Source organism: Methylomonas sp. BW4-1, from assembly GCF_052474385.1.
In genome coordinates this window covers 5,252,163-5,270,394 of sequence record NZ_CP184125.1, presented here as the reverse complement: position 1 = coordinate 5,270,394, position 18,232 = coordinate 5,252,163, and the positions used below count along the sequence as shown (strand labels likewise).

General features: G+C 52.3%; 17 protein-coding genes. 9 read left to right on the top strand and 8 right to left on the bottom strand.

The features are described 5' to 3' along the window. Positions 1 to 149: 149 nt before the first annotated feature. Positions 150 to 413: a 30S ribosomal protein S20 gene (gene rpsT / locus ACH5Y9_RS24555; RefSeq protein WP_020483383.1), complete on the bottom strand. Its 264-nt coding sequence runs from the start codon at positions 411 to 413 to the stop codon at positions 150 to 152. 102 nt (positions 414 to 515) lie between these two features. Here rpsT and murJ point away from each other — a divergent pair, with 102 nt between their 5' ends. The 4 genes from murJ (at position 516) to ACH5Y9_RS24535 (ending at position 4,575) form a co-directional block, all read left to right on the top strand. After that, entirely contained in the window at positions 516 to 2,063 is a 1,548-nt protein-coding gene (gene murJ, locus ACH5Y9_RS24550; RefSeq protein ID WP_445367930.1) for a murein biosynthesis integral membrane protein MurJ, read from the top strand. Positions 2,064 to 2,148: 85 nt separating this feature from the next. Then, entirely contained in the window at positions 2,149 to 2,976 is an 828-nt protein-coding gene (proC, locus tag ACH5Y9_RS24545) for a pyrroline-5-carboxylate reductase (protein ID WP_445367929.1), read from the top strand. Continuing rightward, positions 2,976 to 3,551, top strand: a complete 576-nt coding sequence (locus tag ACH5Y9_RS24540; protein ID WP_445367928.1) for a YggT family protein — start codon at positions 2,976 to 2,978, stop codon at positions 3,549 to 3,551. The genes proC and ACH5Y9_RS24540 overlap by 1 nt, the downstream gene beginning before the upstream one ends. 19 nt (positions 3,552 to 3,570) lie before the next feature. Beyond that, entirely contained in the window at positions 3,571 to 4,575 is a 1,005-nt protein-coding gene (locus tag ACH5Y9_RS24535; protein WP_445367927.1) for a DUF4124 domain-containing protein, read from the top strand. Here the strand turns inward: ACH5Y9_RS24535 and argB are convergent. Genes argB through coaBC form a run of 4 tightly spaced genes read right to left on the bottom strand, consistent with a single transcriptional unit; the run spans position 4,558 to position 9,655 of the window. Continuing rightward, positions 4,558 to 5,451, bottom strand: coding sequence for an acetylglutamate kinase (argB, locus tag ACH5Y9_RS24530; RefSeq protein WP_033159176.1), 894 nt, complete (start codon positions 5,449 to 5,451; stop codon positions 4,558 to 4,560). The two genes, ACH5Y9_RS24535 and argB, sit on opposite strands and share 18 nt — an antisense overlap. Positions 5,452 to 5,463: 12 nt before the next feature. Beyond that, positions 5,464 to 8,001: a phosphomannomutase/phosphoglucomutase gene (locus tag ACH5Y9_RS24525; RefSeq protein WP_445367926.1), complete on the bottom strand. Its 2,538-nt coding sequence runs from the start codon at positions 7,999 to 8,001 to the stop codon at positions 5,464 to 5,466. 15 nt (positions 8,002 to 8,016) lie between these two features. Continuing rightward, a complete protein-coding gene (gene dut / locus ACH5Y9_RS24520) occupies positions 8,017 to 8,472 on the bottom strand; it encodes a dUTP diphosphatase (RefSeq protein WP_171697543.1) in 456 nt (151 codons plus the stop codon). Further along, positions 8,444 to 9,655, bottom strand: coding sequence for a bifunctional phosphopantothenoylcysteine decarboxylase/phosphopantothenate--cysteine ligase CoaBC (gene coaBC, locus ACH5Y9_RS24515; protein WP_445367925.1), 1,212 nt, complete (start codon positions 9,653 to 9,655; stop codon positions 8,444 to 8,446). Before coaBC ends, dut begins: the two co-directional genes overlap by 29 nt. A gap of 285 nt (positions 9,656 to 9,940) precedes the next feature. Between coaBC and ACH5Y9_RS24510 the strand changes: the two genes are divergently transcribed. The 3 genes from ACH5Y9_RS24510 (at position 9,941) to ACH5Y9_RS24500 (ending at position 13,258) form a co-directional block, all read left to right on the top strand. Continuing rightward, complete coding sequence (locus ACH5Y9_RS24510; protein WP_445367924.1) at positions 9,941 to 10,828, top strand: NF038132 family protein; 888 nt, start codon at positions 9,941 to 9,943, stop codon at positions 10,826 to 10,828. Between the two features lie 461 nt (positions 10,829 to 11,289). Continuing rightward, positions 11,290 to 12,147 carry a transglycosylase SLT domain-containing protein gene (locus ACH5Y9_RS24505; protein ID WP_445367923.1) on the top strand — a complete coding sequence of 286 codons (858 nt, stop codon included), beginning with the start codon at positions 11,290 to 11,292 and terminating at the stop codon, positions 12,145 to 12,147. Between the two features lie 343 nt (positions 12,148 to 12,490). After that, the gene (locus ACH5Y9_RS24500; protein ID WP_445367922.1) at positions 12,491 to 13,258 is read left to right on the top strand and encodes a diguanylate cyclase domain-containing protein; all 768 of its coding nucleotides are present in this window, start codon (positions 12,491 to 12,493) and stop codon (positions 13,256 to 13,258) included. Between the two features lie 15 nt (positions 13,259 to 13,273). On the opposite strand, the gene ppa is transcribed toward ACH5Y9_RS24500, so the two are convergent. Beyond that, a complete protein-coding gene (ppa, locus tag ACH5Y9_RS24495) occupies positions 13,274 to 13,819 on the bottom strand; it encodes an inorganic diphosphatase (RefSeq protein WP_192393103.1) in 546 nt (181 codons plus the stop codon). Positions 13,820 to 13,912: 93 nt separating this feature from the next. On the opposite strand from ppa, the gene ACH5Y9_RS24490 reads away from it, so the two are divergent. Beyond that, positions 13,913 to 14,707, top strand: a complete 795-nt coding sequence (locus ACH5Y9_RS24490; protein ID WP_445367921.1) for a DUF2797 domain-containing protein — start codon at positions 13,913 to 13,915, stop codon at positions 14,705 to 14,707. A 155-nt stretch (positions 14,708 to 14,862) separates the two neighbouring features. Next, the gene (locus tag ACH5Y9_RS24485) at positions 14,863 to 15,543 is read left to right on the top strand and encodes a hypothetical protein (RefSeq protein WP_445367920.1); all 681 of its coding nucleotides are present in this window, start codon (positions 14,863 to 14,865) and stop codon (positions 15,541 to 15,543) included. A gap of 145 nt (positions 15,544 to 15,688) precedes the next feature. Here ACH5Y9_RS24485 and alr read toward each other — a convergent pair whose 3' ends face one another. Together alr and dnaB are read right to left on the bottom strand one after the other, a co-directional pair. Then, a complete protein-coding gene (gene alr, locus ACH5Y9_RS24480) occupies positions 15,689 to 16,801 on the bottom strand; it encodes an alanine racemase (RefSeq protein ID WP_445367919.1) in 1,113 nt (370 codons plus the stop codon). Continuing rightward, entirely contained in the window at positions 16,798 to 18,192 is a 1,395-nt protein-coding gene (dnaB, locus tag ACH5Y9_RS24475) for a replicative DNA helicase (RefSeq protein WP_033159133.1), read from the bottom strand. Before dnaB ends, alr begins: the two co-directional genes overlap by 4 nt. Positions 18,193 to 18,232: the final 40 nt, after the last annotated feature.

The following is an 18,232-nucleotide window of genomic DNA, read 5'->3' as shown; positions in this document are numbered from 1 at the left end:
GTTGTTTGAAAGCTAACAACCTTTGATTATCGGAAAGATTAGAAACCAGGGCATCTGGTGTCTGCGCGAGATAAAACCGCCGCGCATAAAAAAGGCCCAAGCAACATCTGTTGCATAGGCCCTGTTGATCTATCGACTTTGCGTCGAGATCAAGCCATTGCGCGCAGTCTGTCGTTTAGTCTGCTTTTGCTGCGAGCGGCTTTATTTTTGTGGATCAGGCCTTTGTTAACGGCCGAATCAATTACAGGAACAGCGGTTTTAAACGCGGCTTGAGCTTGCTCTTTATCGCCTGCTCTAACAGCGGCGATCACTTTTTTAACGAAAGTGCGTAAGTTGCTGCGCTGTCCGGCATTGCGAATACGGCTTTTCTCAGCCTGACGCGCTCTTTTTCTAGCTTGTGGTGAATTAGCCATAGTCTATCAGTTCTTTTGAGTTAATCTGGAACCGCGTATTATCATTTTGGATGCTATGATTGTCAAATTTTTAGTGTTCCCAAACTCAATCTGAGGCCTGCAGTGAGCAAGCAGCTGTTTAAATCCACCGCAATCGTTAGCAGTATGACCATGATTTCGCGGATCATGGGTTTTGTAAGAGACATGCTATTTGCCAACATTTTTGGCGTTAACGCGGCAACCGATGCGTTTTTTGTGGCCTTCAGGATTCCGAACTTCCTGCGCCGCTTGTTCATGGAAGGCGCGTTCGCGCAGGCATTTGTGCCGGCACTGACCGATTATAACGAAAAAGGTAGCCGCGAGGCATTGCAGCAGTTTATAGACCGCACCGCCGGCACCTTGGCTGTCTTATTGGTGCTATTCACACTGGCAGGGGTAATTGCGGCCCCGCTGCTGATCCTGCTTTTTGCACCCGGCTTTCTGTGGGAAGGCGACCAGTACGAACTGGCTGTGCAGATGCTGCGCATCACCTTCCCGTATCTGTTCTTCGTTACGTTGGTTGCCTTCGCCGGTGCGATTTTGAACGCACGTGGCAAATTCGCCATTCCGGCACTGACTCCGGTATTTCTGAACATTTGCATGATAGGCGCTGCAATCTGGATTTCGCCGTTAATGGCCGAACCGATTATGGCTTTAGCGTGGGGCGTATTTGGCGCCGGCGTAGTGCAACTGTTATTTCAAATCCCTGCACTGATAAGGCTCGGCTTGCTACCCAGGCCGCGCTGGGGCTACCAAGACCCGGCTGTGCAACGCCTGCTCAAACAGATGCTCCCTGCCATTTTCGGCGTCTCCGTGGTGCAAGTCAATTTACTGTTCGGCACTCTGGTGGCCTCATTTTTAACTTCGGGCAGCGTTTCTTGGCTGTACTACTCCGATAGGCTGGTAGAGTTTCCGCTCGGGATTTTGGGAGTGGCACTGGCAACAGTCATTTTGCCGAGATTGTCCGAGAATCATGCCGCTGAAGATACCCTGGCCTTTTCCAAAGCGTTGGATTGGGGCTTGAAATTGGTGTTACTGATCGGCTTACCGGCCACCCTGGGTTTGACACTGCTGGCCGAGCCCTTGTTATCGACGTTGTTTCAATATAATGAATTCGGCAGCGACGATGTGCGGATGGCAGGCAAAAGCCTGATGGCTTATGCGCTAGGCTTACTGGCCTTTATGTTGATCAAGATCTTGGTTCCAGGCTTCACTTCCCGCCAGGATACACAAACGCCAATGCGTTTTGGTATGCATTCCATCGTCGCGAATATCATATTGAGTGTGCTGCTGGCATTTCCCTTCGCTCATCTTGGCATCGCCCTGGCAACTACCTTGTCTGCATACCTAAACGCGCTCCTGCTATTGTTGACGTTGTTAAAAACCCGAATTTACCAGCCTTGCGAGCAATGGCTAATATTCATACTGCGGGTTGTGGCGGCCAACACAGTGATGTCGGCGTTTTTATATTATTTTGTCGACGTGACGCTTTGGCTGGATTGGAGCGCATCACAACGAGGCCTGCACCTGGGGATAACAATCGGCTCGGCAATCTTGATTTATAGTTCGGCGCTGATACTGTTAGGTATCCGCCCCCGGCATATCGGCTTGCAAAAATCCGTAACGACTTGAGATTCTCTGCGACGCCACCATTGTCATGTAGAATGCATCGCGAAAAGCGGTTTCCGTAACAATTCAACAGACTAATCAGTAAGCTATGAAAACAAAAACAATCGGTTTTATTGGTGGCGGCAACATGGCGACCAGTCTAATCAGCGGCTTGATTGCCAGCGGCCATTCACCGCAGCAGATCTGGGTGTCGGATACCGCGCCCGCCACGTTGCAGGCTCACACCGATCAACTTCATGTCAATACTACCGCCAACAACGAGACAGTCATTAACGAAGTCGAAGTCGTGGTGCTGGCAGTTAAACCGCAAATATTGCGCGATGTTGCTTTGCAAATCGCTCCCAGCCTGAAACAAAAGAGTGTGCTGGTAGTATCGATTGCCGCCGGCATTTCCCAACAAAGCCTGTCTAAGTGGCTAGGTAGCGAGGTCGCTATCGTGCGCTGCATGCCAAACACACCGGCACTGGTGCAAACCGGTGCAACCGCATTGCACGCCAACGCCAATGTTGATGACGAACAAAAAGATCTGGCCGAAAATATTTTACGCGCTGTCGGTTTGGCCCTGTGGGTCAACGACGAAAACCAACTTGACGCGGTGACCGCCGTCTCCGGCAGCGGACCGGCCTATTTCTTCCTGCTGATGGAAGCGATGGAAAAAGCCGCCCTGGAATTGGGCCTGGACGAACGCTCGGCTAGACTACTGATTCAGCAAACCGCGCTGGGCGCCGCCAAAATTGCGCTGGAATCGGCCGAATCGCCCGCCCAATTGCGCGCCAGAGTTACCTCGCCGGGGGGCACCACTCAACAAGCCATAGAAACATTTATGCAAAACGGCTTTGTCGAACTGGTTGCCAAAGCCTTGCATGCCGCCAATGACCGTTCCATTGAAATGTCAAAACAACTAGGAGCCGACTAATGGGCAGCAATTACATGACCGACCCGATAGTGTTCCTAATCGATACGCTGTTTTCTTTGTATATTCTAGCGGTGGCATTACGCTTCTTGTTGCAATGGACCCAGGCCGATTTTTACAACCCGGTATCGCAATTTCTGGTGAAAATCACCCATCCGCCGCTAAGGATCATGCGCCGTTTCATCCCGTCTATCGGCCGCATCGATAGCTCTTCTCTGGTACTGGCCTTGTTGCTGCAAATAGTCGCCAACTTCTCGATACTGGCTGTTAAAGGCTTGTCCGTGAGTTTTGTGGCATTGACGTTATTGTCGTTTACCGACTTGCTGAAAATGCTGATCGATATTTTCGTTTACGCCATTTTTGCCGGCGCCATCCTCAGTTGGTTCGCCCCCGGCAGCTACGGTTCCGCCTCATCGATTTTGTACAGCTTGACTGATCCGCTGCTGAACGTGTGTCGCAAGGTTTTACCCGACCTGGGCGGGATAGATTTATCGCCGCTGGTGGCGCTGGTATTGTTGCAACTGGCAAAAATGATGATTTTGCCGCCCTTGCATCAATTGGTCAGCCTACTGGGCTAGGCCTCTAGCCAGTATTGCCATGCGACATTCCCCCTTCAAACGAACCTCATTTGTCGCTCTAGCCTTGCTATGTGCATTGGGTCAGCCGGCATATGCCAAAAAAATGTATCGTTGGGTGGATGAAAACGGTAACGTCTATTTCTCAGACCAAGTGCCGCCGGATCAGGTAAAGCACAAACGGGAAACATTAAGCGAGAAAGCCCGCGTGCTCGACGTGCTGGAAAAAGCCAAAACCGCCGAACAAATAGCCCAGCAAAAGCGGCTGGATGCGCTACGCAAGGAACAGGAAAAGATCATTGCCAGGCAAAACGCCAACGACAAAGTCCTGCTGAGCACTTTTCGTAACATTGATGATATGAATAAAGCCTTGATCAATAAAATGGCGTCCTTCGATGCCGGGCAAAAAGTGATCGAAGGTAATATCGAACGCACTCAGCAGCAATTGCAGCAACAACAGCAACAAGCCGCCAATCTTGAGCGCGGCGGCAGCAAGATACCGCCGAAATTACTGGCGGATATTGCCGCCAGCAAACAACAGATAGAAGCGGGCAAACAAGAGCTTTTGCGTCACCAACAAGATAGACAAAACAGCGAAAAAGAATTCAAAGCCGACATAGCCCGCTTTCAATTCCTCACCCAAGCCAACAACAACGACGGAAAACCGGTCAACGGCGATAGTTTAGCGGCCAGTAACGCTAGCAACGAGTTAGGCCTGTTTGTTTGCCAGGACGCCGGGCAATGCGAAAAGGCCTGGAAAGTCGCTGGCGAGTTTGTCGCGACTCACTCCACCACCGGCCAAGACGTGGAAAGCGAGAAACTGATCATGCGCGCAGCCCCGCAGAAAGACGACGATTTAAGCTTGTCGGTATCGCTACTGGAGCGTAACAACACTTTGCAGATATTTCTGGATATTCGCTGCCGCCAATCCAGCCTGGGCAACGAATTATGTTCAGGAGCAAAGGCACAAAGTATTCGCCAAGCCTTTGCACCATTCATTCAATCCAGCTTAGCGGCGCAACAATAAGGTACCGACGCCCTGATCGGTGAACAGCTCCAGCAACACCGCGTGCTCGACCCGCCCGTCGATGATATGCACACTGGTCACACCTCCCTTCAACGCATCAGTGCCGCAGCGGGTTTTCGGAATCATCCCCCCGGAAATCGTGCCATCGGCAATCAGATTATCAATATCGGTCAAGGTCAGGCCGGTCAGCAAATTGCCCTGTCTGTCCATAATGCCGGGGATGTTGGTCAACAGCATCAGCTTTTCAGCTTTTAACACTTCGGCAACCTTACCGGCCACCAAATCCGCATTGATATTGTAGGAATGTCCGTCCTTACCCACGCCAATCGGCGCGATCACCGGAATAAAATCGCTGTTACCCAACATTTCCACCACCGCCGGATCGATACTGCTGACTTCGCCGACATGGCCCAGATCAATGATTTCCGGAGCATCGTCCAGCGTCGCGCCGGCCTTGGTCATGTTGATTTTACGGGCATGAATGAAATTGCCGTCCTTACCGGTCAGACCTACCGCCTTGCCACCCTGCATATTGATCATATTCACGATCTCTTTGTTTACCAGACCGCCCAACACCATTTCCACCACATCCATGGTTTCGCTGTCGGTTACGCGCATGCCGTCGATAAACTCCGAGGTTTTACCCAGGCGTTTTAACAAGTCGCCGATTTGCGGCCCGCCGCCATGCACGACGATAGGATTAATACCTACCAGCTTCATCAACACGATGTCGCGGGCGAAGCTGTGTTTCAACGCATCATCGACCATCGCATTGCCGCCGAATTTAATCACAACGGTTTTGCCCTTGAATTTTTGAATATACGGCAAGGCTTCGATAAGAACGTGGGCAATCTGGTGCGCGGTTTTTTCTTTCATAATCACTAACAATTAAAAAGGTAGTTTGATATCGGGTTTGATTTGCAGCATCAGCTGCCTGAATTGAGCTTGAATACGTTGCATCGCATCCTGGCTATCCGCTTCAAAACGCACGGTTAGAACCGGTGTGGTATTAGAGGCTCTGACCAGGCCCCAGCCGTCGGCAAATTCGACGCGCATGCCGTCGATATTGATGATCTTGCCGTCCTTAAACTTGGCCTGGCTGAATAGCTGTTCCACGAAGCGGATGCCTTCGCCTTCTGCCATCGGCACATGCAGCTCCGGTGTATTGATACTATCCGGCAGTTCGGCAAATACGTCGCTACTGCTACGCATATCAGCAGACAGAATTTCAATCAGCCGCGCCGCCGCGTATAGGGCGTCGTCGAAACCAAACCAACGGTCGTTAAAGAAAATATGTCCACTCATCTCACCGGCCAGCGCCGCCGTGGTTTCCTTGAGTTTGGCTTTCATCAGCGAATGGCCGCTTTTCCACATCAACGGCCGACCGCCGCGTTTGACGATTTGATCGTGTAAATGCCGGGAGCATTTCACGTCGTAAATGATCTCCGCTCCCGGTTTATTGGCCAAGACATCGCGGGCATACAGCATCATTTGCCGATCCGGCCAAATAATTTTGCCGCCGGAATCGACCACGCCAATTCGGTCGCCGTCGCCGTCGAACGCTACGCCTATATCGGCCTCGTAATGCTTCACAGCCTTAATCAGATCGCCCAGATTTTCCGGCTTGCTGGGATCGGGATGATGATTGGGAAAATTGCCGTCAATCTCGCAATACAACTCGATCACTTCGCAACCCATCGTGCGCAACAGAATCGGTGCCAGTTGTCCGGCCGCACCGTTGCCGCAATCGACAGCCACTTTCATAGGCCTGACCAAATGCACATCGTCGGAAATCATGCCGATATATTCGTTGCTGAATAGACTATTCAGCTCGATGGAACCCGGCGTGCCTTCGCTGAAATCACCGGCCTCAATGCGTTTTTTTAATTGTTGAATCTTGTCGCCGGATAAAGTTTCACCGTTCAAAACCAGTTTCAGGCCGTTATAGTCAGCCGGATTGTGGCTACCGGTGATCATCACACCGCTACGGCCTTCGCTGTGCTGGGTGACAAAATACAGCAGCGGCGTCGGTACCAAGCCAATGTTTAATACATCGCAACCGGCTTCGGTAATGCCTTTTGCCAACGCATCCGCCAAGCCGGGGCTGGATAGCCGGCCGTCCCTGCCCATCACAATAGTCTTGATATTTAGCTGCCTGGCTTCGCTGCCCAAAGCCCGGCCAATATTGCGCACCGTTTCCGGCGTCAAGCCGCGCCCGACAATGCCGCGAATATCATAAGTACGGAAAATATCGGCAAAAGACTCGCCTGCCGTCGGCGCAACGTTTGGCATCGCCACGGGTGCCGATTTCTCGGCGGGAGCAACCGCACTCAGCGGCGCCTGCTCGGCCACGCTGATAGGCGCCGTGCCCAAGCTGACCGGCACACTGGCATAGTGTTCGGCGGTTTTAGGCGACTCTTCGATAAAATCAATATCGAACGACTCGTCGAAAAAATCGTACTCGCCCAATTCGTCAGGGACTTTACTCGGGCTTTTTTCTTGCTCCAGGATGCGTTTAAACTGCGCCAAAGTCGAAATAATCGGCCGCATTTCATCGAGTTGCACCGGATAGTGGCCAACTTGCTTGCCGGTCATCATGTCCTTGGCGGCCTTTAAAATACTGCTTTGGTCATGATGCAGATAATCGGCCAATTTGCGATAACCGATAAAAAACGCCAAGCAACCCAATAAAGCGGGGATCAAGATAATGCAGGAAAATAAAATGATGTCGTCGGTACTGGTGCCGCCACCTATGGAAAGCTCCAACGACCACCGGCTGTTAGTCAGCGGCATCACTTGCGGCTCCTCCGCCTTCAATTCCTGCATGCCGACACTAGCCAATACCGCCTGCTCTTGCTTAATCTCCACATAACCGTTGCCGACAGTAGTCTTGCTAATCAGCTGTTGCAATAAATCCGGCTTTAAACTAACCAAAATCACGCCGATTACCTGCTGGTTTTGACTGACCGCAGCCGTCATTGCCAAATGCCGATGCTCGCCTTCACCTTGCACGAAGGGCTTTTGCTTGGCGGTCAGCGTGGCGCGCACCATTTCCAAATCGGCAAAGCCCATATTCGGCACTTGGCTAAGATCCGGCTCGCTGACCGTCGCCGGCAACAAGCGCACACGTAGCGCTTGTGGAATCGTATTCTGTAGCCTGGCAGCGACATTATCCAAGGTCGCTGGATTGTGGCTATCGCTGGCAAGTGCCGCCACCACATCCGGCGCCTGCGCCAGACCGTCGATGACCCGCTGCAAGGTTTCGATCTGGCTGACGATGCTGACTGTCATGCCGCTGGCAATGGCCGTGGTACTGGTTTGCTGGGTTTCCCTGACCTGGGCCGCGGAAAACCAATAGGCGCCGCCACCGGCCAATAACACCATCAGCGCCGCGATGCCCGCTACTATGCTAAATATGCGTCCCATCCGTCGCGACTCCGCTTAGTGCCGGCCGCTGTGTCCAAAACCGCCGCTGCCGCGATGGCTTTCGTCGAAATCGGCGACGCACTCAAACTCGGCCTGCACCACCGGCACAAACACCATTTGCGCGATGCGTTCACCTATCTCGACGGTAAATGCGCTATTGCCACGATTCCAGCAGGAGATAAACACCTGCCCCTGGTAATCAGAATCGATCAAACCCACCAAATTACCCAGCACGATGCCGTGCTTGTGCCCCAGGCCCGAGCGCGGCAGCAATACCGCCGCCAAATGCGGATCGTCGATATGAATGGCTAGGCCGGTAGGTATCAGGGCCGTTTCGCCCGGCTGCAAGGTCAAGGCCTGATCCAGACAGGCGCGCAAATCCAGCCCCGCAGAGCCTTGGGTAGCGTAGGCGGGCAAAGCAATCTCCCGGCCCAGACGCGGATCAAGAATTTTTAACTGGATTTTTTTCATGGAATTTCTCGGCTATCAGTTTAAGCAGCTGCGCGGCTAAGGTATGTTTATCGGTCATCGGCAGGATTTGTTGACCTCCCGACCAAAATACTTGCAAGGCGTTGCGATCACTCTCGAAACCGCCTTCAACCTGCCCGACCCAATTCGCGGCGATCAGGTCCAGGTGTTTGCTTTGCAGCTTGTGTTTGGCGTAATTTTCCAGATCGTCGGTTTCCGCGGCGAATCCCACAACCAAGGGTTTTGGTTGCAGTTCAGCCACCGCGGCAATGATGTCCGGATTTTTTACCAAGGCTATATTGCTGGTGTCGCCAGCCTTTTTTATCTTGCTATCAGCCAGCTGTTGCGGCCGGTAATCCGCTACCGCCGCCGCACCAATGTAAATATCTGCAATCCGGCTATGCATCATCACTGCATCATACATTTGCAAGGCGGTTTCCACTGGAATAAGTTTGGCGCCGGCCGGCGCGGCTAAGTTGACCGGGCCACTCACCAGTGTCACTTTGGCGCCGGCTGATAGGGCTGCGGTCGCCAAGGCATAACCCATTTTGCCCGAACTGCGGTTAGTGATGTACCGCACCGGATCAAGCGGCTCTCGCGTCGGTCCGGCACTGATGACTAGGTTAATGCCCGACAGAAAACCGGGCTGCTCAGGCGCCAGCAGTTGCCGGCAAATCTCGGCCGGCTCGACCATGCGCCCCAAGCCTTGCTCGCCGCAGGCCTGCTCGCCAGCGGCCGGGCCGATACAATGCACACCATGGCTTTGCAGCCTGACAACGTTCTCTTGGGTTACCGGTTTACCCCACATTGCCTGGTTCATCGCCGGCGCGACCCATACTGGGCACTCGGCCGCAAGATACAAGGTAGATAGCAAATCATCCGCCAAACCATGCGCCATTTTCGCCAAGGTATCGGCGGTCGCCGGCGCAATCAGCAATAGATCTGCCCAGCGTGCCAAATGGATATGGCTCATGGCCTGTTCCTGCTCGACATCCAGCAAATCGCCATGTACGGCATGACCGCTCAAGGCCTGAAAGGTCAGCGGCGTAACAAACTGGCGGGCTGCTGCGGTCATCACTACGCGAACTTCATGGCCTTGCTTCCGCAACAAGCGCACCAGTTCTGCCGCTTTATAAGCCGCGATACCGCCGCAAACCCCCAACAAAATTCGCTTGTTAATGTCCATACCCCCAGAAGATCAGTTCTTGGAATTATGGCAAACTCGACCTTTGATGTATAGGAACAGCTCATTTTGCAAGCAATCCGCACCGCCACCGCTTAAATCTTAGATTTTACAGTTGCCTTGCTGAAAACCGGCCTACTGTATTGAACCTTTTTGCCGCCACATGGAATACACCGCGAAATAAGTTTCGCCGATTAACCAGGCAAACAGCACGATCTAATGAGATTGGTGCGGCTTATTCATAAAAACCCTGAGCCTTATCCATACACAGAATAAAAAGGTAAAACCATGAAAATTACGCGCACTCCCCTCATCGCCCTCAGTTTAAGCGGGGCGCTTGTGCTACCTACCGCGCAAGCTGCCAATATTTCCTTAAGCAATAACACCTGGACGACAAGCGGCGCAGCTGGGCTGATTTACGGGGACAATACGGTCAATAACTCACCGACTGGAAACGCTCAGTTCGGTTACCTGTCGACATCCGGCGGTGTTTATGGTGTTTCGTCTTTGGTTCTGAGGGATGAAGGACGCGGCACCGAGAACCAAACCAATGGCTCGAAAATTCAATCGAATGCTTTCAGTGCCAATGCGAATGACACGCTGACTTTGCAATTCAATTACATTTCAACCGATGGCCGTGGTTATGACGACTACGCCTGGGCGCGCTTGGTCAATGCGGCTACCCACAACACTGCCGCCTGGTTGTTTACAGCCCGCAGCACCAATTCTGCTAACGGTAATGTCGTGCCCGGTAACGTGTTGAATCGTCAGGTAGATAACAACTTACCGGATGAGCTCGATGCGGTATTGAATGACGGTAACACCATTGGCTTTGCTGCGGCCGGCACAAGCTGGATACCGTTGGGTGGCTCAAGCGGCATTTGCTGGGATAACGCCAACACCTGTGGCCCGACCGGCTGGATTAAGTCCGCTTACTCGTTCACCGCAACCGGATCGTATTTTCTTGAGTTTGGGGTGATCAACTGGGGCGACGAAGCGTTTGATACCGCCCTTGCTTTTGATTTTGGCGGACTACAGCAAGTGAATTTCAGCGGTGTCACAATAGTGCCGCCACCCGCGACGGTGCCTCTACCTGGCGGCTTCCTGCTGATGTCTTTGGGTATGGGCTTAGTCAGCGCAATTTCTCGTAGGAGCAAATTTGCCGGCCAATCCTGAAAATTCCGCGGCAAGTCATCTTGATAAGAAATCAGGGGATGATTTTGTCTGCTCTGTACTAATGAAAACCGCGAGCCAAACCAGGCTCCGCGCCGGCAGATCCGCCACAACCACATCAAAAACAACAGTTTAAATCGCCGTAAAATCAACCCTGTGATATATTCGCGCCAGACTTACCTGCCCATATGGGCAATATAGCCTCGGCAAAACAGGCGGTATAGTGCGGACAACCTTGAAGCAGTTCCGGTAAAGCTAACACCCTCAGCGGCCCCGGAACTATTTCAAGGTTTGCCAACATCCTGCGGGATGCAATGAAGCGCAATTGCACGGAAACTCGGCCATATGGGCGATCAAGCACTTGCAATGTATACGGTAGCTGGAAGCTTGGAGGATTGACGCTTCAATCCTTTTCCGGCCGGGTTTAGAAGAGCCTAGTCTCAGCAATACAGAACGAGAATTTTATGAACTTGAAACGCCAATCGCTACTTGCCCTGTGCTTGAGCCTCACCACCCAAATCGCTAATGCTCAGGACGTAGCGCCGGTTAATCTGGAACAAATCCGCAAGACCGCTGCCGATTTCGAACACGGCCGCACTGTCAAACAAGATTACCATCAAGCTTTTGATATGTACTGCAAGGCCGCACTGCAAGGCGATGCCGAATCGGCTTACAGCATCGGATTTATGTATTTCAACGGCCGCGGCGTAACCCGCAGCATTCCGCTGGCCAGCCACTGGTTTAAACAAGCGGCAGAACACGGCGATAGCCATGCCAAGCAAATGCTGACCCGTTTCGGCGATGTCGCACCCAGTGACGACCCAGCTTGCCAACCACCGACTCCGGAACCCGAAGTTAAACTGGTCGCTGACCCCAATCCTAACCGCGAACGGGTAGAAGCCTGGGTAAAAGAAATTGCCCCCATTTACAGCATCGACCCGCAACTGATCATGGCGGTGATTCAAGCCGAATCGGCTTTCAACCCCAGCGCACTGTCCGGTAAAAATGCCCAAGGCCTGATGCAACTCATTCCGGAAACCGCCGAGCGTTTTGGGGTAAAAGACAGCTGGAATCCGATCCAAAACATCAAAGGCGGCACCGCTTATCTACACTGGCTGCTAAGACATTTCGAAGGTAAAGTCGATTTGGTGCTGGCCGCTTATAACGCCGGCGAAGGTGCAGTAGAACGCTATCAGGGCATCCCGCCCTATCAGGAAACTCGCAATTACGTTAAGCAAATTCTGGCAGCGTATCAGAAGCCGACCCATCCGGTACCGCCGCAAGAATTGCAAAAAAACTTGGTTATCGAACAAAAAACCTAAGTTACCGCCCCCTCTCCAGCTATCCAAACCTGGGAATACGGTATTTCGTAAGATTGACGAAATACCGTCTGCACTTAGCCCCAATATCCCGCGTTATCCAGCCCCTCTTCCATCTTTTCATTCCTGCCAAACTCCTTCAACAACAGGCAGTTACCCAACAACAGCTTTAAAACCCGCGCGTCTGGCACATGAATTGATCCAGTTAAGCCAACAAACCTCGGTTAACGAGATTTCCGGCCACTCAATTCAAATGGGTTATTGTCATGAACGTTGATAATTCGATCTTCTCTAGCGCAGTGTTGACTGCCATCGATTCAGCCACTGACTTAATGGAGGCGCTGTGATGGATAACCGAATCAGACTCCAGCAACATAAATACACTGTTGTTTCACCCATCGTCGCCCAGTGCTGGCTTAACCAAGCACCGGTATGCGAAAGCGACAGCGAATGCTGTCAATTGAATCAATCCCGAGCCGAGCTTGCTGCATTGGAACGCGCCCTGGCGATTAGTCAGCAACAGCTGGCCGACGCCCGCCGACAAATCGAGTCGCTGAACGCCACTCGCAAAACCTTGGAACAGCAACTACTGGAAAGTAACGAGAATTACAGGCAAGCGCTGCATTGCGCACACCACGACGAATTAACCGGCTTACCCAATCGAGTTTTATTGCTGGATAGACTGCAACAAGCCATGGCCCAAGCGGATCGTCAGCAACGGCCGGTCGCACTGTTGTTTATCGATCTGGACGAATTCAAAAACATCAACGACGAACTCGGCCACGCGGCCGGCGACCAATTACTGAAAGAAGTGGCGGAACGCTTGTCGGCTTGTCTGCGCTGCGGCGACACCGCTTGCCGTTACGGCGGCGACGAGTTCTTGGTGTTGTTGGGTGAAGTCGATGCTGATCGCAGCGTGGCGGCGGTGATAGAAAAAATTCAGTCCCAGCTGGCCGAAACTTGCAGCATTAAGGGCAAGCCGGTTGCGATCAGTGCCAGCATAGGCGCGGCCATCTATCACCACGACGGCCAAAGCAGTCTCGACTTACTAAACCGGGCCGATAGCGCGATGTACCGTGCGAAAAAACTGAAGCTCGCCCAAACGATCAACTAACCACAGAACAACGGATTAGCGACGGCTGCTATGCGAGGTTTTATAGCGGCCAACGCTATCCAGAATTTCCTGCCGCGCATCTTCAATACCGCCCCAACCTTCCACGCAGACCCATTTGCCTTCCTCCAGGTCTTTGTAATGTTGGAAAAAATGGGTGATCTTAGCCAACTTGTCCGGTTGCAAATCCTTGTAATCGGTGACGTGATTGTAAAACGGCGTCAAGCGCGGCACAGGTACCGCCAACAGCTTGGGATCGGGGCCGGCTTCGTCTATCATTTTCAAAACACCTACCGGCCGGCAATTGATCACGCAGCCGCTTAGCAAAGGTGCCGGCGTGATGATCATCACGTCCACCGGATCGCCGTCTTCCGACAAAGTTTGCGGGATGTAGCCGTAATTGCAGGGATATTGCATGGCGGTGCCCATAAAGCGGTCCACTGTCAGGGCGCCGGTATGTTTATCCACCTCGTATTTGACAGGATCGCTGAATGCGGGAATCTCGACCACCACATTTATTTCAAACGGAATATTGCCACCCGCAGCAACTTGCATGAATGACATCGAATCCTCTTTGAGTACGCTGGAAACGCTGTCATTATAGCCGCCGTTATTCAGCTATCGGGATTAAATCAAGTGTTAGGCAGTCTGCAGAAAATGACCAGCACGTTGGCCGAGCCAGTGCAATACCGCTTGCCGGTCGGCGAGCAGGCAATCGAATTGAACCCGCTGTTGGGCAAAAAACTCACGCTACGTTACACCGGCCAAATCTTTTGCGTGCATTGCGCGAAAAAAACCAACAAAAGCTTTAATCAAGGCTATTGCTACCCCTGTTTTATCAAGCTGGCGCAGTGCGATATGTGCATCATGAAGCCGGAAACCTGCCACTACGCCGCCGGCACCTGCCGCGAACCGAGCTGGGGCGAGGAGTTTTGCTTTCAACCGCATATCGTTTATCTAGCCAACTCTTCCGGGATCAAGGTGGGCATCACCCGCCAATCGCAAACCCCAACCCGCTGGATTGATCAAGGCGCGGTGCAAGCCTTACCTATTTTCAAAGTCGCTTCCCGCCATCTGTCGGGTTTGATTGAGGTAACCTTGGCGCAACATGTCAGCGACAAAACCAGCTGGCAGCAAATGCTGAAAAACAACACTACACCGTTGGATTTGCCGACCATCCGCGACGGCTTGCTCACCGAATGCGCCGAGCAATTACAAACCATCGCCGCGCAATTTCCAGACAGTCCGCCGCAGCTGCTCAGCGATGCCGAACCGCTAACGCTGAACTACCCGGTGTTGCAGTACCCTAGCAAAGTGAAATCGTTTAATTTCGATAAAGAGCCCTTAGTGTCCGGCATTTTGGAAGGCATCAAAGGCCAGTATTTAATCTTCGACAACGGCGTAATCAATATCCGCAAATATTCGGGGTACGAAGTGGAGGTGGGGGTATAACTTTGATAAAGTGGACTCGTTTTGGGCTTGCAATAATTTGTGGTAATCGGCACCTGAAATGTGTTCCGCCAACATAAGGCCGGATAACCCGATTTGAAGTTTTCGGCTATAGCGTTTTAATCAATACACAACTTTACCTACAGGGAAAAAACATCATGAGGAAGTTATCAATTTTTGTATTTCTTATTTCTTTATTTAGTTTTAGTAGTATTTGTTCAGGAAGCACTTTTTCTTATTCTTTTTTCAAAAACGCCCCATCGATCTACGCGACAGACCATGATATAGAAAACTTAAATACACCATTTGCTGCAGTAACAATAACTGACGTATCTAGTAACTCTATTAACATAGATATCTCTCTGTCGAACCCAAATGGAATGTTTGAACAGTTGTATTTTGAGTTTTTGCCTGAAATTGCTTATATAAAAAGACAAGATTTTTCAGACCCAACAGAAGCTAATTTTTTCTTATCTAGAGTAAGTTATTTCGCTTCTGAAAATCCCTCATCATCTTGGTATTCTAGCATTACGCCATATTCTGGTGTTGCTTATAACATCAATCCTTGGAGTGCAAGCAACATTATTTTTGGAATGCAATATTCCTACGCACAATCCGTGCTTCCGTCGTTTATGCAAATAGCTTTGCGGAACTTGCCCGATACTGTATCGGCTGTTGATTTAATTCCAACTTACTTAACAGCAAAGGATGTGACCTGGGGAAGACTGGGAAATGGCCAGGGTCTTTTATTAGCATCGCCTGTTCCAATTCCATCAGCACTGTTTTTGTTTATTTCCGGCATAGCCGGTTTTCTGGCACTAAGAAAAAATTACCGGTAAGTCAATTAAGTCATTTTTATCCGCTCTTTGCAGAACATGGAAGAAACGAACTCGCACCGATTTGTGATCGCCCATCCGGATACTCGAGTTAAAAGCTGAATAGCCCAAAAAAGCTCAATCATTAAGGATTAAGGAACCTTCGCACTTATTCCGTCCCCTGCTCGATGACCTGCACCCTCTGCGTGATCCCGCACAACAAGGTGTAAGGAATGGTTTCCGCGTAACGGGCAATTTCTTCGACCGGCAAGCCGTCGCCCCACAACGTCACAGGATCGCCGGGTTGGGCATCCGGCAGTTCGTTGAGATCGACGGTGATCATATCCATGGATACCCGGCCGATTAACGGCACCCGTTGGCCGTTTACCAACACCGGCGCGCCGCTCTTGGTGTGGCGGTGGTAGCCGTCGCCGTAGCCGATGGAAATCACACCCAGCCGAGTCGCAGTTTTGCATTGCCAAGTACCGCTGTATCCCACTGTTTCGCCGGCGGCCACATCCTTGACCGCGATCAGCCGTGAATGCAAACTCATCACCGGCTGCAAACCAAAGTCCGCGCCGGTTTTACCGGCAAACGGCGAACAGCCATAGAGCATCAATCCCGGTCTCACCCAATCGCTACTGCGGTCCTGAGCGGTGCCGAAGCGGACATTCGGCCAGCCGATAATCCCTGCGGAATTAGCGATACTGCACGCACCGGGGTAGTCTTTGACCGCATCGTTGAACAAATCGATTTGCCGACGGGTTTTGTCGTCCAGTAAATCGTCGGCGTTGGCAAAATGGGTGATCAGATTGATCGGTCGCTCGACCCGTGCGCAGCCCAACAGTTGCTGGTAAGCGGCGTTGAAATCGGCGCCTTTAAAACCCAAGCGGTTCATGCCGGTATCCATTTTCAGCCAAACGGCAAGTTTGCCTTCGGCATCGGCGTGCTGTTGCAAAATGGCGATTTGCTGGGGAGTGTGGATCACCGCCGCCAATTGATACTTCAATAATTGCAACAACTCATCGACGCAGACAAAGCCCTGCAATACGGTGATGGCTTGTTTAAACCCGGCTTGCCGCAGCCTGACGCCCTCGTCCACCCTGGCGACGGCAAAGCCGTCCGCCAAGTCCAAAGCGGTGGCTACCCGCGCCATGCCGTGGCCGTAGCCGTTGGCCTTGATCACCGCCATGATTTTTTTGTCCGGCGCGTAACGCTTCACTTGCACTAAGTTATGGCGCACGGCTTCCAAATCCAGATGCACAAAAGCCGCAGGCGTCATTCGTAATCCTCGGGGCCGTTATAAACGCCGGCAAAGTTTTCGAAGCGGGTGTATTGGCCCAGGAAAGTCAACCGCACCGTCCCCAAGGGTCCGTTCCGTTGCTTGCCGATAATCACCTCGGCGATGCCTTTGTCCGGGCTGTCTTCGTGGTACACCTCGTCGCGATAGACAAAGATAATCAAATCGGCGTCCTGCTCGATCGCCCCCGACTCACGCAAATCCGACATCACCGGCCGCTTGTTGGGGCGTTGCTCCAGATTACGATTGAGCTGAGACAGTGCAATCACCGGTACATTGAGCTCTTTGGCCAGCGCCTTCAAGCCGCGGGAAATATCAGAAATCTGCTGCACCCGGTTATCGCCACTGGCAGGCGATTGCATCAACTGCAGGTAGTCGAGCACGATCAAACCCAATTGGCCGTGCTCCCTAGTCAAACGCCGGGCGCGCGAACGCACTTCGGTTGGCGTCAAAGCTGGCGTGTCGTCGATAAACATCTTGGTTTCCGCGAGCAGGTTAATCGCTGAGGTCAGGCGTGGCCAATCATCGTCGTCCAATTTGCCGGTACGGACTTTATGCTGGTCAATGCGGCCCAGCGACGACATCATCCGCATCGCCAAGGATTCGCCCGGCATCTCCATACTGAACACCGCCACCGGCATGCCGCTTTTCAGCGCCACGTTTTCGGCCATATTCATCGCAATCGTGGTTTTACCCATTGATGGCCGGCCGGCGACGATAATCAAATCGGCGGGTTGCAAACCGGAGGTTTTTTCGTCCAGATCGGTGAAACCGGTGCTGGCTCCGGTGATGTCGCCATCCAGTTCGTAGAGGGTTTCGATTTTATCCACAGCCTTGGCCAGCAGGGATTTGATCGAACTGAACCCGCCCTGCCCGCGTTGGCGCTGCTCGGCGATCTCGAAGACCTTGCGTTCGGCATTTTCGAGCAAATCGGCAGTTTCCCGGCCCTCGGTGGTAAATGCCGAATCGGAAATCTCGGTACCGACATGAATCAATTGCCGCAAAACCGAACGATCACGGACGATGTTGGCGTAGGCGACAATATTCGCGGCGCTGGGCGTATCGCGCGCCAGCGTACTTAAATAAGCCAAACCGCCCACATCCTGCAGTTCGCCGGTCGTTTCCAGCACCTCGGACAAAGTCACCACGTCGAACGGGTCCTGCTTTTCGGCCAATTGGGCGATGGCACGGAAAATCAATCGATGGTCGCGGCGATAAAAGTCGGTCTCGACCACCTTGTCTGCCACCGAATCCCAGGTTTGGTTATCCAGCATTAAACCGCCCAGCACCGACTGCTCGGCTTGAATGGAATGCGGCGGCACTTTTAGGGATTCGACGGCTTGATCGGGGGTGAAATAGTAGTCTTCGGACATGGCGGAGAAGGGTTGTCAACAATAGCCGCGAATTATACCC